Annotated in this window: 12 protein-coding genes; 4 read left to right on the top strand and 8 right to left on the bottom strand. The window is 69.8% G+C overall.

What is annotated here, in order from left to right:
* Positions 1 to 97: 97 nt before the first annotated feature.
* A complete protein-coding gene (locus ASF21_RS05500; RefSeq protein ID WP_235498660.1) occupies positions 98 to 559 on the top strand; it encodes an NUDIX hydrolase in 462 nt (153 codons plus the stop codon).
* A 23-nt stretch (positions 560 to 582) separates the two neighbouring features.
* Here ASF21_RS05500 and ASF21_RS05495 read toward each other — a convergent pair whose 3' ends face one another.
* Positions 583 to 3,138 carry an MMPL family transporter gene (locus ASF21_RS05495; protein WP_055767820.1) on the bottom strand — a complete coding sequence of 852 codons (2,556 nt, stop codon included), beginning with the start codon at positions 3,136 to 3,138 and terminating at the stop codon, positions 583 to 585.
* A 44-nt stretch (positions 3,139 to 3,182) separates the two neighbouring features.
* Positions 3,183 to 3,869, bottom strand: a complete 687-nt coding sequence (locus ASF21_RS05490) for a TetR/AcrR family transcriptional regulator (RefSeq protein ID WP_157365746.1) — start codon at positions 3,867 to 3,869, stop codon at positions 3,183 to 3,185.
* A gap of 141 nt (positions 3,870 to 4,010) precedes the next feature.
* Between ASF21_RS05490 and ASF21_RS05485 the strand changes: the two genes are divergently transcribed.
* The gene (locus tag ASF21_RS05485) at positions 4,011 to 4,985 is read left to right on the top strand and encodes an aldo/keto reductase (RefSeq protein ID WP_055767815.1); all 975 of its coding nucleotides are present in this window, start codon (positions 4,011 to 4,013) and stop codon (positions 4,983 to 4,985) included.
* A 27-nt stretch (positions 4,986 to 5,012) separates the two neighbouring features.
* Here ASF21_RS05485 and ASF21_RS05480 read toward each other — a convergent pair whose 3' ends face one another.
* The gene (locus ASF21_RS05480; RefSeq protein WP_055767812.1) at positions 5,013 to 5,759 is read right to left on the bottom strand and encodes a GAF and ANTAR domain-containing protein; all 747 of its coding nucleotides are present in this window, start codon (positions 5,757 to 5,759) and stop codon (positions 5,013 to 5,015) included.
* 129 nt (positions 5,760 to 5,888) lie between these two features.
* Between ASF21_RS05480 and ASF21_RS05475 the strand changes: the two genes are divergently transcribed.
* The gene (locus ASF21_RS05475; RefSeq protein ID WP_055767809.1) at positions 5,889 to 6,803 is read left to right on the top strand and encodes a cation diffusion facilitator family transporter; all 915 of its coding nucleotides are present in this window, start codon (positions 5,889 to 5,891) and stop codon (positions 6,801 to 6,803) included.
* Positions 6,803 to 7,129 carry an ArsR/SmtB family transcription factor gene (locus ASF21_RS05470; RefSeq protein ID WP_414826600.1) on the top strand — a complete coding sequence of 109 codons (327 nt, stop codon included), beginning with the start codon at positions 6,803 to 6,805 and terminating at the stop codon, positions 7,127 to 7,129. The genes ASF21_RS05475 and ASF21_RS05470 overlap by 1 nt, the downstream gene beginning before the upstream one ends.
* Positions 7,130 to 7,188: 59 nt before the next feature.
* Here the strand turns inward: ASF21_RS05470 and ASF21_RS05465 are convergent, their stop codons facing one another.
* The 5 genes from ASF21_RS05465 to ASF21_RS05440 all read right to left on the bottom strand — a co-directional run bounded on the left by ASF21_RS05465 (position 7,189) and on the right by ASF21_RS05440 (position 13,802).
* Complete coding sequence (locus ASF21_RS05465; protein ID WP_055767806.1) at positions 7,189 to 7,614, bottom strand: DUF779 domain-containing protein; 426 nt, start codon at positions 7,612 to 7,614, stop codon at positions 7,189 to 7,191.
* 11 nt (positions 7,615 to 7,625) lie between these two features.
* A complete protein-coding gene (locus ASF21_RS05460; RefSeq protein ID WP_055767803.1) occupies positions 7,626 to 9,149 on the bottom strand; it encodes an aldehyde dehydrogenase family protein in 1,524 nt (507 codons plus the stop codon).
* A 161-nt stretch (positions 9,150 to 9,310) separates the two neighbouring features.
* On the bottom strand, positions 9,311 to 10,768 hold the full coding sequence (locus ASF21_RS05455) for a M23 family metallopeptidase (protein ID WP_082471251.1): 1,458 nt from the start codon (positions 10,766 to 10,768) through the stop codon (positions 9,311 to 9,313).
* Positions 10,769 to 10,975: 207 nt separating this feature from the next.
* The gene (locus tag ASF21_RS05445) at positions 10,976 to 12,319 is read right to left on the bottom strand and encodes a helix-turn-helix domain-containing protein (protein ID WP_055769210.1); all 1,344 of its coding nucleotides are present in this window, start codon (positions 12,317 to 12,319) and stop codon (positions 10,976 to 10,978) included.
* A 61-nt stretch (positions 12,320 to 12,380) separates the two neighbouring features.
* Positions 12,381 to 13,802, bottom strand: a complete 1,422-nt coding sequence (locus ASF21_RS05440) for an FAD-dependent oxidoreductase (RefSeq protein ID WP_235498659.1) — start codon at positions 13,800 to 13,802, stop codon at positions 12,381 to 12,383.
* Positions 13,803 to 13,857: the final 55 nt, after the last annotated feature.

Raw genomic sequence — 13,857 nt, 5'->3', positions numbered from 1 at the left:
CGTGGGCGGCAGGTACGCCCGGCGGCTGTCCACGCCCAGGACCATGTCCCCCAGGGCAGCGGGTAGCGTGGCAGGACGACGAGGGGAGGATCCACCGGTGGCCGATCCGTTGAAGCCCACGCGGGTCCGAGCCGCCGCCTACGTGCTGCGCGGCGAGGGCGCCGGACGCGAGGTCCTGGTCTTCGACCACGTGGACCACCCGGAGGCGGGCACGCAGGTACCCGGTGGCGGCGTCGACCCCGGGGAGACGCTCGACGAGGCCGCCCGCCGGGAGGTCCTCGAGGAGACGGGGCTCACGGTGCGTGGCCCCCTGCTGGCCCTCGGCGTCTGCGCGACACCACCCGCCCCGCCGGTCCCGGACCAGATCACCGTCTTCTTCGCGGTGGAGACGGCGGAGCGGCGATCGTCCTGGGAGCACCGCGTCACCGGAAACGCGGCGGACCCCGGCTCGGACACCGGTCTGCTGTTCCGCTGCTTCTTCGTGCCGCTGGCGCGGGCACAGGAGGTCGGACGGGCGACGGGCAACGACCACCTCGCCCTCGCGCACCTGCTGCGCTGACGCGGGCAGCAGGTGCGCGTGACTCACGCCGGTACGGACTCCTTCGCCCGCTCCGGCTCTTCGCCGAGCAGCTTGGCGCCCTCCACGTCGACGTCGGGCAGGATGCGCTGCAGCCAGGCGGGAAGCCACCAGGCGTGCTTGCCGAGCAGGTACATGGCGGCCGGCACCAGCGTCATCCGGACCACGAAGGCGTCCAGCAGCACGCCGAAGGCCAGCCCGAAGCCGATCGGCCGGACCATGGCCAGGTGGGAGAAGACGAAGCCGGCGAACACCGACACCATGATGATCGCCGCCGCGGTGACCACGCGGGCGCCGTGGCTGAACCCGATGCGGACTGCGGCCTTCGGATCGTCGCCGTGGACGAACGCCTCGCGCATGCCGGACACGAGGAACATCTGGTAGTCCATCGCGAGACCGAAGAGCACGCCGATCAGGATGATGGGCAGGAAGCTGAGGATGGGCCCGGGGTTCGTGACGCCGAAGAAGCCGCCGAGCCAGCCCCACTGGTAGATCGCCACGGTGGCCCCGAAGCTCGCGAGCAGTGAGAGCAGGAAGCCCGCTGTGGCGATGATCGGGACGAGGATGGAGCGGAAGACGAGCAGCAGCAGGATCAGCGAGAGACCCACGACGATCCCGAGGTACACCGGCAGCGCCTCCATGAGCTTCGCGGAGACGTCGATGTTCGCCGCCGTCTGCCCCGTGACGGCGATGGCGACCCCCGTCTCCTCCTCGAAACGGTTGGTCTCGGCGCGGAGATCGCGGACGAGGTTCTCCGTGGTCTCGCTGGCGGGGCCCTCCTCCGGGATCACCTGGAAGATCGCCGTGCGGCCGTCCTCGCTGACCGTCGCGGGGACGGAGGCGGCGACGTCGGGCACGTCGAGCAGGAGGTCGTTGACGTCCAGGCGCAGTGCCGTCTGCTCCGCCTCGGTGGCGGTCTCGGGTAGCGAGCCGACGACGATCAGCGGGCCGTTGGTGCCGGCGCCGAACTTCTCGCCGATGGTGCTGTAGGCCTGGAACGCCGTGGAATCGGCGGGTTCCGTTCCGCCGTCGGGCAGACCGACCCGCAACTGGGCGGCGGGGATGGCGATGACGCCGAGCAGCAGGACGCCGGCGAGAACCGTCAGGACCGGCTTCCGGGTGACCAGCCCGCCCCAGCCGGCGCCCCTGGCGGCACGCTCGTCGGCGAGGGAGGTGCCGCCGTCGGCCGCGACCGGCGTGGCCGCCGAGTGCTTGTGTCCGCGGGCCTTGGCCCAACGGCGCTTGGACACGACACGACGCCCCATCAGGGCGAGCAGGGCCGGGGTCAGGGTGAGGGCCACCAGGACCGACACGGCGACCGTCCCGGCTGCGGACAGGCCCATCACGGTCAGGAAGGGCAGACCGGGGACGGCGAGCGCGGCGAGCGCGACGATCACGGTGATCCCGGCGAAGAGGACGGCATTGCCCGCCGTACCCGTGGCCCGGGCGATGGACTCCTGCAGCTCCATGCCGTGCAGGAGCTGCGTCCTGTGCCGGTTGACGATGAACAGCGAGTAGTCGATACCGACCGCCAGCCCGAGCATGAGCGCGAGGACGGGCGAGATGCTGTTCATCTCGATGATGCCGGACAGCGCGAAGGTCAGGCCGACGCCGACACCCACGCCGATGACCGCCATCAGCAGCGGCAGCCCGGCGGCGATGAGCGTGCCGAGCATGAGGACGAGGACCACGGCGGCGACGGCCAGGCCCACGGCCTCGGTGGCGCCGACGATCCCGGAGACGTCCTCGACGATCTCCTTGCTGTAGTCGACGGTGACACCGGACGCCTCCGCCTCCGCCGCTGCCGCCTGCACGGCCTCCCGCAGTTCCGGCGAGACCCCGTTGATCTGCTGCTCGAACTGCACGCTCGCGACACCCGTGGACCCGTCCTCCGAGAGGAGGCCGACGCCCGAAGACGCGTCGAGCTGCCGCTGCGCCAGATCGAGTTCCGTGCGGCCGGACTCGAGCTGCTCGCGGCCCGCCTCGAGTTCCGTGCGGCTCGCATCCAGCTGGTCCTGGCCCTGGGTGAGCTGCTGCTCGGTGGCGGTCACCTGCTGCCGTGGCAGCTGCGCGCGGGCCTTCTCGAACTGGTCACGCTGTGCGTCGAGGTCCGCCTGGCCCTGCGCGAGCTGCTGCTCGCCTGCGGTCAGCTGCTCCTCGCTCGCCTCGAGCTCGGTGCGTCCCGCCTCGAGCTCCTCGGCACCGGCCGCCACCTGGTCGGCGACATCGAACGGATCGACGACGCCGCGGATACCGTCGAGGTCGGCGGTGTCCGCGAGGGCCGACTGCACGCCCTCACGCTGTTCTGCGGAGAAGGGTGCACCGTCGTCGGTCGTGAAGACCACGGTGCCGGTGCCGCCCACCGCCTCGGGCAGCTCCTCCCTGAGCCTGTCGGAGATCCGCTGCGACTCCGTGCCGGGGATGGTGAAGTTGTTCGTCAGGGTGCCCGAGAACGCCACGGCGGCGCCACCCACGGCGAGCATGATGGCGAGCCACGCGGAGATGACCCACCACCGCCGACGGAACGCGAAGGAGCCGAGCCGATAGAGCAGGAATGCCATGGGGGTCCTCAGGGGAAGAAGCGGTGATGCGGACGGGTGGAGGGTCAGACGGGCTGACCGGGCGAAGCGTGCGTGTCCCGAGCGGTGGACGGGGCACCGGAGGCGACGGGTTCGGAGAACCCGTCGCGGAGCATGGAGAGCGCGGCGAGGATGCGGGCCTCGAGCTGTTCGCCGGAGTCCTCCGCATCCTCCGCGGTGGTGGCAGCCCAGTCACGCACGGCCGCCTTGGTGCAGGAGAGCACCGATCCGACGAGCGCGGTCAGGTACAGGTCGCCGGTGACGGACCCGAGCCTGCGGCGGAGCGCTTCCGCGATCAGCACCTCCGCACGTTCCCAGGAGTGGAGCTGCGCCCGCAGGAGTTCCGGATTGGTGTCGGCCATGCGGAAGAGCTCACCGTGCTGGGACAGCCCCTCCATCCGCGTGGTCTCGCTGAAGGCCCGGATGATGGATTCGAAGAGGGGCTCGCCGGCCGGCATGCTCCCGAAGACACCGAGGGCCAGTTCGAGGAAACCGTCCATGCGCACGGTGAGGGCATCCTCGGCGCTGTGGAAGTAGTTGAAGAAGGTACGGCGGGAGACACCGGCGCGTTCGGCGATCTGGTCCGCGGTGAAGGCACCCGGGCCCACGGAGCGAGCCAGGTCGAAGGCGGCGTCCGCGATGGCACGCCGGGTGTCGATCTTGTTCCGCTCGCGGCGGCCCATGGGCTCCGCATCATCCGTCGTTCTCAGCACAGTCCCAGCGTAGGCGAATAATTGCACACCGTGCAATCAGGGCTCGGCGGGGGAACTCCCGGCCCATGGTCGGGCCGCCAGGCGTACTCTGGCCCGGAGTGCTGACACCTCCCCTCCTCCCCATCAATGAAGGCGAATCCCATGAAGACCATCACCCTCGGCGCCGGCCTCGGCGTCTCCCGGCTCGGACTCGGCTGCATGGGCATGTCCGCGTTCTACACCGGCAGCGGCATGGACGACGCCGGGGCGACGACGACGCTGCACCGCGCGCTGGACCTCGGCGTCACCTTCTTCGACACCGCCGAGATGTACGGCCCCTACGCGAACGAGGAACTGCTGGGCCGGGCGTTCCGTGGCAGGCGTGACGGGATCGTCATCGCGACGAAGTTCGGGACCATCCGGCACACCGTCGACGACGCGCGGGGCCTCGACGGCAGCCCGGAGAACGTGCGCCTCTCGGTCGAGGGCTCGCTGCGGCGGCTGGAGACGGACTACATCGACCTCTACTACCAGCACCGGATGGACCCCTCGGTCCCCGTCGAGGACACCATGGGGGCCCTCGCCGATCTCGTGCACGAGGGCAAGATCCGGCACATCGGACTCTCGGAGGCCGCGCCGGACACGATCAGGCGGGCGAACGCCGTGCACAGGGTGACCGCGCTGCAGACCGAGTACTCGCTGTGGAGCCGCGATCCGGAACGCGAGATCCTGCCCCTCGTGCGGGAACTCGGCATCGGGTTCGTCCCCTACTCGCCGCTGGGTCGGGGATTCCTGACCGGCACCATCCGATCGGTGGACCAGCTCGACGCCGAGGACTTCCGGCGCAACAACCCCCGGTTCGCCGGGGAGAACCTGCAGGCCAACATCCGCATCGTGGAGCAGGTGGACGAGGTCGCACGCCAGATCGACGCGACGCCCGGTCAGGTGGCGCTCGCCTGGCTGCTCGCGCAGGGGGACGACATCGCCCCCATCCCCGGGACCAAGCAGGTGCACTACCTCGAGGAGAACGTCGCGGCCGACGCCCTCGCCCTGACGGCGGATCACCTCGCCGCGCTCGACGACGTCGCAGCGCCTGTCGGCGACCGCTACGAGGACATGTCCGGCGTCGACCGCTGAGAGGGTCCTGCGCGGCGATCGTCCGCCTCAGCCCTGGCCGCCCCGCGTGAGGGGCAGGCGCCCCGAGCGGGCGAGTTCGTCGGCCACCGCGAGCAGTTTGACGTTGGTGTCCGCCGAGACCTGGACCAGCATGATGAACGCCTGCCCGGCGGTGATGGCGTACCGCTCCATCAGGATGCCCTTCGCCTGGCCGATCAGGTCACGCGTGGCGATGGCGTCCTTGAACTGGTGCAGTTTCTGGGCATCGGCGAAGGCGACGGCAGCGTGCGCCGCGACGAGCAGCCCCACGTACTCGGACTCCTCGGTGAAGGCGTTCGGCGCCCGCCCGACGAGGTTGAGGGCGCCGAGGTTGTCCCCTTCCACGAAGAGCTGGAAGGAGAGCATGCTCCCGGCGCCGGCCCGGGCGGCTTCCGCCGAGAACTCGGGCCAGCGGTCCTCGTCCCGGAGATCCGGCACCCTGACCGTCTGCTCGTCGTAGACGGCGCTGAGGCAGGGACCTTCCCCGGTGCGCTCCTGCAGTTCGTCGAGGACCTGTGCGAGCCGGCCCGACGGCGCCCGCGACTCGACGCGCCGCCGCCCGGTGACGAGGGTGATCGAGGCTTCGTCGGCCCCGGGGACCAGGTCGATGGAACCGGGGACCAGGCGTTCGAGAACGGCGTCCTCGGAGTCCTCCCGCTGGAGGGAACGTGCGAGTTCGCTCAGCCTGCCGGCGACGTCGTCCTGCGGCAGGGTCCAGCCGTCGCCACGTCCGTCCGGGCCGTCGTCGGGAACCATCGAGTTCTCCTGCCATGATCGGCACCTCGCTGTGGGTGGACGAGCCACCCGGCCGGCGGCCGCGGACCCTCACCGTACCAGCGCACGCAATCGGTCGCCGCGATTCAGCTGTCGCTGTACTATCGGGGGATGGGCTCCCATCACCACCACGCTCCGGCCAGGGCACCCCGCGGCCCGCTGGCCGGCGCCCTCGGTATCACCCTCGCCGTCTTCGTCCTGCAGGTCGCGGGCGCTCTCTGGACCGGGAGCCTCGCGCTGCTCTTCGACTCCGTCCATGTCCTGACGGATGCCGCCGGCCTCGCGATGGCTCTCGGCGCGGCGTCGCTGGCCCTGCGCCCCGCGACCCCGCAGCGTTCTTGGGGCTTCCGGCGCGCCGAGGTGATCGCAGCCCTGCTGCAGGCGGCCTTCCTGCTCGCCGTGGGTGCCTATGTCCTCGTCGAAGGGGTCCGGCGCCTCATCACACCGGAGGACGTCGCCGCACCGCAGATGATCGTGTTCGGCGTCGTCGGGCTCGCGGGGAATCTCGCCGCCCTCGGGATCCTCTCCCGGCACCGTGCGGCGAACTTCAACCTGCGCGCAGCCTTCCTCGAGGTCCTCAACGACGCCCTCGGGTCCGTCGCGGTGATCGTCGCGGCGGTGGTCATCACCCTGACCGGCTGGATGAGGGCCGACGCCGTGGTCGCGATGCTCATCGGGGCGCTGATCATCCCCCGGACGGTCCGACTCCTGCGCGAGACCATCGACGTCCTGCTCGAATCGACGCCGGCGGGGATCGACCTGGCGGAGGTGCGGGACCACATCGCCCGCCTGCCGCAGGTCCGCGATGTGCACGATCTCCACATCACGCAGATCGCGACCGGCCTGCCCGTCCTGACCGCGCACATCGTGGTCGACGACGCCTGCTACCGGGACGGATCCGCCCACGCGGTGCTGGACCAGCTGCAGGAATGCGTGGGCCGGCACTTCGAGGTCGGCATCGACCACTGCACCTTCCAGATCGAACCCGCCGGGCATGTCCCCCACGAGACGGAGCTGTCCCACTGATGCTGCTGACCCTGACCTCCACGTCCGTGCTCGAACGCGTGGGCACGGCCCTCTCGGACCCAACCCGCGTCCGCATCCTGGTGGTACTACGGGACTCCCCCGCGTACCCGAGCGACCTCGCGGACGCCCTCGGCGTCAGCAGGCAGAGTCTCTCCAACCACCTCTCGTGCCTGCGGGGGTGCGGGTTGGTCGTCTCGGTCCCCGAGGGCCGTCGGTCCCGCTACGAGCTCGTGGACCCGAAGCTCGGCCACGCACTCACGGACCTCCTCGGGATCGTGCTCGCCGTGGACCCGGGCCACGAGGGGCACGCCCACCCCACGGACTGAGCCATGACGGCAGGAGGACCCGGAGGGTTCGGCCCTCCGGGTCCTCCTGTCTCCGTCCCCTACTGCATCAGCCGGGACCGGATGAGGAACCTCTTTCCCTCCGGCGCCTCGACCGAGAACCCGCTGCCCCGACCCGGCACCACGTCGACGGTCAGGTGGGTGTGGCGCCAGTACTCGAACTGCTCCCGCGACATCCAGAACTCGATGAGGCGGGACCCGCCGTCGCCCTCGGCCGATGCGGCATCCCTGCCGGCCGGGCCCGCGGAGATGTCCAGCACCCCCAGGAGCACGTCGGCCTCCGCGGTGATGAACTCCCCTGCCGGGTAGCACATCGGTGACGAGCCGTCGCAGCACCCGCCAGACTGGTGGAACATGAGCGGCCCGTGGATGAGCCAGAGCTTGTCCAGCAGCTCGACGGCGCTGTCCGTCAGGGCCACCCGGGAAACGGTGTCACCCGGGATGGTCACTGATGCCTCGACGGTCATGGCGTCTCCTCCTAGAAGAACCCGAGCTTGGATTCCGAGTAGCTGACCAGGAGGTTCTTGGTCTGCTGGTAGTGGTCGAGCATCATGGCGTGGTTCTCGCGGCCGATGCCCGAGGACTTGTACCCACCGAACGCGGCTCCCGCCGGATACGCGTGGTAGTTGTTCACCCACACCCGGCCAGCCTGGATCTCGCGGCCCGCCCGGTAGGCCACGTTCCCGTTCCTCGACCAGACACCCGCGCCGAGCCCGTAGAGGGTGTCGTTGGCGATCTCCATCGCCTCGGCATAGTCGTTGAACCGCGTGACCGAGACGACCGGCCCGAAGATCTCCTCCTGGAACACCCGCATGTTGTTCGTCCCCTCGAACACGGTGGGCTTCACGTAGTAGCCCTCGGCGAGGTCGCCGTCGAGCATGTTGCGCTCGCCGCCGATCAGGACCTTCGCGCCCTCCTGCGTGCCGATGTCCATGTAGGAGAGGATCTTCTCCAGCTGGTCGTTCGAGGCCTGGGCGCCCACCTGCGTGTCCGTGTCCAGCGGGTTGCCCTGCACCATCTTCTCCACACGGGCGATCGCGTCACTCATGAAGGAGTCGTAGATGGAGCCCTGCACGAGGGCGCGCGACGGGCAGGTGCACACCTCGCCCTGGTTGAGCGCGAACAGGGCGAAGCCCTCGAGGGCCTTGTCGTAGAAGGAGTCATTGCTGTCCGCGACGTCGGAGAAGAAGATGTTGGGGCTCTTGCCTCCGAGTTCCAGCGTCACCGGGATGAGGTTCTGACTCGCGTACTGGCTGATGAGGCGGCCCGTGGTCGTCTCCCCCGTGAAGGCGATCTTGCGGATGCGCTTGCTGGAGGCGAGCGGCTTGCCGGCCTCGACCCCGAATCCGTTGACCACGTTCACCACGCCTGCCGGCAGGATGTCGCTGATCAGCTCCATGAGGACCAGGATCGACGTCGGCGTCTGCTCGGCAGGCTTCAGGACGACGGCGTTGCCTGCGGCGATGGCCGGCGCCAACTTCCAGGTGGCCATCAGGATGGGGAAGTTCCACGGGATGATCTGCCCGACGACACCGAGCGGCTCGTGGTAGTGGTAGGCCGTCATGTCCTCGTCGAGCTGGGACAGGTGGCCCTCCTGCGCGCGGATGGCGCTGGCGAAGTACCGGAAGTGGTCGACGGCCAGCGGCATGTCAGCCGCGAGAGTCTCACGGACGGGCTTCCCGTTGTCCCAGGTCTCGGCCACCGCGAGCATCTCGAGGTTCTCCTCCATCCGGTCCGCGATGCGGTTGAGGACGGACGCACGCTCGGCGACGGAGGTCTTGCCCCACGCGGGAGCTGCCTTGTGGGCGGCATCGAGGGCGAGGTCGATGTCCTCGGAGGTACCGCGGGCCACCTCGCAGAAGGCCTTGCCCGTCACGGGCGAGATGTTCTCGAAGTACTGGCCCTTGATCGGTGGTGCCCACTCACCGCCGATCCAGTTCTCGTAGCGCGGCTTGAAACTGACCTTCGATCCATCCTGGCCAGGCTGGGCGTAAACAGTCATTGTCCAACTCCTTGAACTCCGTGTGTGCAGGACGTCGTCGTCCCTGCTGCACAGCGTAGGAGCCCGATGGTTGCATCAACGTTGCATCCCCGGATCAGCCCTCGGTGGTGGATCCCTCGTCCGGTTCCTCCGCAGGTGCGCCCGGCTTCCTCGCCGCCGGGTCATCGGCCGGAGCACCCTCGACGGGAGCCTCCGGATCGGCGCAGGGATCCTCGCTGGCCGGCTCCACCCCGGGATCGGTTCCGGCGGGATTCGTGGCGGGCGAAGCACCAGCGGTCGGTGCGGCGGCGACGGGTTCCGCCGGAGCATCTGCCGTCCGCTGCTCGGCGTCGACGGGATCCGTGGCGCAGGGCGGCTCGGTCGGGTCGACGACGGGCGGCTCCGTCGGGGCCGGGGTCACCGGCTCCGTCGGGGCAGGCACCGGCGTAGCGGTCGGGCTCGGCGYCGGCGCWCGGCGTCGCAGACGCGGTCGGCTTCGGCGTCGCAGACGCGGTCGGCTTCGGCGTCGCAGACGCGGTCGGCTTCGGCGTCGCAGACGCGGTCGGCYTCGGCGTCGCAGACGCGGTCGGCCTCGGCGTCGCAGACGCGGTCGGCCTCGGCGTCGCAGACGCGGTCGGCTTCGGCGTCGCAGACGCGGTCGGCTTCGAATCAGCAGGTCGGGCCGGCTTCGATGTGACGGGTGACCCGGGCTTCGCGACAGGTGGGACGGACGTCGGCGGCTCGGCCGCGGCTTCCGGCACAAGCCCGTCAACCAGTGCGGAGCCGAGATCCTGCCCTGACGCGACCGGCAGGATGTCGCTCTCCAGGACCGGCGGCTGCTGGTCGGACCGGGTGGAGGACTGGGCCCAGGCGGGGATGTCGGACGCACCGACGTCGCCGGGGGTGTAGTCCTTCACCTCACCCGTGCGCTCGCCGTGCGAGGTGGGAACGAAGCTCCAGCGCAGGGGGTCGACGTGCTCGCCGTCGAGGATGGTCTCGAAGTGCAGGTGGCAGCCCGTGGAGGATCCGGTGGTACCGAGCTCGGCGATGGGATCACCGCCGTTGACGGTGTCGCCTTCAAGCACGGAGATGCCCTGGAGGTGGTTGTAGGTGGTGATGAGGCCGTTGCCGTGATCGACCTCGACCCGGTTACCGCCACCCCACGGGTGCCAGCCGACGGCTCGGACCGTACCCGCGTCAGCCGCGAAGACGGGAGTGCCGCAGGGCGCCGAGTAGTCCTGGCCGGTGTGGAACTCGCCGGGCTGGCCGCTGATCGGGCTGGTCCGGAAGCCGAAGGACGACGTGGGCGTGAGCTCGTCGAGCGGAGCGAACAGACTCCCGGCAGCCGGGTGCTTTACGGCCTGGACCGAGAGTGCCTCGGACGCGTCTGCTCCTGCCGTGGCGGGTACGGCGTCCGGTTCGGGGGCGAAGGTGACGGGATCCAGCGTGTCGCCGGCTCCGAACGGCGTGAGCAGCGATTCGCCCACCGTGCCGGTGGGTGACAGGGAGTCGTCGCCGATGAGTGCGGAGAGCGTCATGCGGGAGTCGTCCGGCCCGACGGCGGACGCGGCCTCCCACGACTGCGGCACGATTCCCTGGAAGCCAACGAAGCAGACCACCATCGCGAGGCTGGCGTTCATCTTCGTGCGCGATGAACCACTGGCGCGCCTCTGCACCTTCGACCTGCTCAGGTGCTTACCGGCCTGCGTCACGAACGTCCCCCTGTAGAAATACTGCGTCCGGCGGCCCGATCGGGCGATCGCCCCGGACCTCGTCAGCCACCATGCACAACGTTAGCCCGCGCACAGCGCCCACCGCGACGATTTGTTGCGATTGGCTAACAAAATTCAGGAGAACTTGAGCCTTCCGGTGGATGTACCCGTCAACTCGGCCTCGAGCCGCTCCACGTGGGTCACGACGACGGCTCGGCGGGGCGACCGCCGAGGCAGGACACGCAACGCCAGGCGCCACGCATCGACGTCGTCCTCGGCTTCCGTCAGCAGGAGATACTGCAGCAACGTCTCGGGCGATCCGTCCGTCAGCACGGCGTCACGCAGGAGCGTGGACACCTCGTTCCGGAGGCGGACGACGGCAGGCGCCTGGGACCGCGGCAGGACAGGGCCCCGGTAGATCCCGAGCGCCATGCGGTGGGCGCCTCGCTGCAGGTAGCTGAGCACCTGCACGGCGTCGACGACCAGTTCCGCGGGCAGCCTGTAGGGGCGGGACTGCGGCACCATGTCACCGCCGTGCTGAGCGAGGACCTTGCGCAGCCTCAGCATCTCCGCCCGGACGGTAGTCCCTGAGGCGTCCTCCGGATAGGCCATCACGGCCAGCTGGTCCGCGGTGAGCCCCTCGGGGTGGAGCGCGAGGAGGGTCAGCAGTTCCGCGTGGCGGAGACTCAGTTCCAGGGAGGCGCCGCCCGCGTGCACCAGGCCGTGGTCCGTACCGAGGATCTGCAGGCTGTTGCGGTAGAGGGCGCCTGCCGTGGGAGCCGGCCGGCGCCGTCGGGCGCCCGGTAGCCGGCTCTGCAGCCGGTGGATGCTCAGGTGCGCCTCCGCGGCGGCGACGGCAGCCTCCACGAGGGCCAGCGTGTGCGTGGCCACGGCTTCGGAGGTGCCGGTGATGTCGATGACACCGAGCACGGTACCGGAATCGGGATCGTGCAGCGGGACGGCCGTGCAGCTCCACGGATGCACCTGGGGGCTGAAGTGTTCGGCGCCGGCGATCTGCACGCTGCGGCGGAGCGCGAGGGCGGTTCCCGGCGCGCTGGTCCCCACTGTCTCCTCCGACCAGTCCGCACCGGCCATGAACAGCATGCCCTCGGCCCGACGGCGCAGCTCGCGGTCACCGTCCACCCACAGGAGGCGGCCGTTCTCGTCGCCGACCGCCACGAGCATCCCGGCGTCCAGGCTCGGCTGGACGAGCAGGCGGTCGATCACCGGCATGACCGCCGCGAGGGGGTGCGCCTGCCGGTACACCTCGAGGTCCTCCTCCGACCAGAAAAGGCGTGCATGCGCGGTCGAGGGGTTCGGGAGGTGGGTGAGGGACCGCAGCCACGACTCCTCGACCAGGAAGCGCAGGTTGCCGTCGAGGCCACCGCCCTGCCCCAGGGCCTCATGGGCGGCGAAGGCCCTCCGCTGCAGGATCTCGGAGGAGAGATCCGTGGGGAGCGTTGAACGGGACGGCACCATCGACACTCCGCTTCGTGACCTGTCCCCCGTGGGGCGTGGGACAGTTCACAGTGTAGCGGGACTACTCACCGCGGGAAATGGCCACCATGTCCTCGCGGGGCACCAGCTTCACGCGCTCCCTGACCACTTCCGCGGCGCCCGACGTGTTGACGAAGTTGGAGCCGAGCTTCATCTCGTGGGCATCGAGCTTCAGCCAGCCGTCCCACGTGGTGTAGCGGACGCCGCGCTCCTCGAGGAGCGTGATGATGGCGTCCTCCGACGGGTCCTCGGCGGGCGGCAGGTTCAGCCGGTCCTCGAGCAGGAAGCCGATCGTCTCGAGGGCATCGCCCTTGGTGTGCCCGATCAGGCCCACGGGCCCGCGCTTGATCCACCCCGTCGCGTAGATGCCGGGTACCGGCGCGCCGCTCTCGTCGATCACGCGGCCGCCCTCGTTGGGGATGACGCCGCGCTTGTCGTCGAAGCCGACCTCGGGCAGCTCGGAGCCGAAGTACCCGATGGCGCGGTAGACGGCCTGCACCGGGTAGTCGATGATCTCGCCGGTACCGCGGACGTTGCCGTCCCCGGTCAGCTCGGTGCGCTCGAACCTCATGCCGGCGACCTTGCCGGGCGTCTCCACGGAGTCGTGGATCTCGACCGGGGAGTGCAGGAAGTGGAGGTGCAGCCGCCGGGACGCGCCGGTCGGCTCGTCCTCGACCAGCCAATTGGTGAGTGTCTTCACCATCGTCTTGGTCTGGTTGTTGGTGGCGATCTGCTGCTCGGAGCCGGCGTCGAAGTCGAAGTCCTCGGGGTAGAGGACGATGTCGACGTCACGCGAGTGCGAGAGTTCGCGCAGTTCCAGGGGCGTGAACTTCACCTGCGCCGGTCCGCGGCGGCCGAACACGTGCACGTCGGTGACGGGCGATGCCTTCAGGCCCTGGTAGACGTTCTCGGGGATCTCGGTGGAGAGGAGGTCGTCGGCGTGCTTCGACAGGATCCGCGCGACGTCGAGGGCTACGTTGCCGTTGCCGATGACGGCGATCTCCTTCGCCTCGAGCGGCCAGTCGCGGCTCACATCGGGGTGTCCGTCGTACCAGGAGACGAAGTCGGCACCGCCGAAGGAGCCGTCGAGGTCGACCCCGGGGATGGTCAGGTCCGCATCGCGGATGGCACCGGTGGCGAAGATGACGGCGTCGTAGAAACGGCGGAAGTCGGACAGGGTGAGGTCCCTGCCGTAGTTGATGTTGCCGAGGAAGCGGATGTCGCCGCGGTCCAGCACCTTGTGCAGGGCATTGACGATCCCCTTGATGCGCGGGTGGTCTGGGGCAACCCCGTAGCGGATCAGACCGTACGGCGCGGGGTACTGGTCGAACAGGTCGATGCTCACGGCGAAGTCGCCGCCCTGCACCTCGTTCGACTTCGTCAGGATGTCGGCGGCGTAGACGCCGGCCGGACCGGCGCCGATGATCGCGACCCGCAGCGGTCGTGCCGCAGCTGAGGTAGACACTGAATTGCCTTCTTCCCGATGGAGGAGCTCCTGCTGGATGCCGTGGTGCGGAATA

The organism is Arthrobacter sp. Leaf234, assembly GCF_001422665.1.
In the GTDB taxonomy this organism is placed as follows: domain Bacteria; phylum Actinomycetota; class Actinomycetes; order Actinomycetales; family Micrococcaceae; genus Arthrobacter_D.
Note: the sequence above shows the minus strand (reverse complement) of the source record. Positions and strands in the feature narration are given on the sequence as shown.

Excerpts from the sequence above, each read along its gene's own strand:
- ASF21_RS05480 (WP_055767812.1), bottom strand. The coding sequence starts at position 5,759 with ATGGTTCCCGACGACGGCCCGGACGGACGTGGCGACGGCTGGACCCTG.
- ASF21_RS05475 (WP_055767809.1), top strand. The coding sequence starts at position 5,889 with ATGGGCTCCCATCACCACCACGCTCCGGCCAGGGCACCCCGCGGCCCG.
- ASF21_RS05445 (WP_055769210.1), bottom strand. The coding sequence starts at position 12,319 with ATGGTGCCGTCCCGTTCAACGCTCCCCACGGATCTCTCCTCCGAGATC.
- ASF21_RS05470 (WP_414826600.1), top strand. The coding sequence starts at position 6,803 with ATGCTGCTGACCCTGACCTCCACGTCCGTGCTCGAACGCGTGGGCACG.
- ASF21_RS05465 (WP_055767806.1), bottom strand. The coding sequence starts at position 7,614 with ATGACCGTCGAGGCATCAGTGACCATCCCGGGTGACACCGTTTCCCGG.
- ASF21_RS05485 (WP_055767815.1), top strand. The coding sequence starts at position 4,011 with ATGAAGACCATCACCCTCGGCGCCGGCCTCGGCGTCTCCCGGCTCGGA.
- ASF21_RS05460 (WP_055767803.1), bottom strand. The coding sequence starts at position 9,149 with ATGACTGTTTACGCCCAGCCTGGCCAGGATGGATCGAAGGTCAGTTTC.
- ASF21_RS05495 (WP_055767820.1), bottom strand. The coding sequence starts at position 3,138 with ATGGCATTCCTGCTCTATCGGCTCGGCTCCTTCGCGTTCCGTCGGCGG.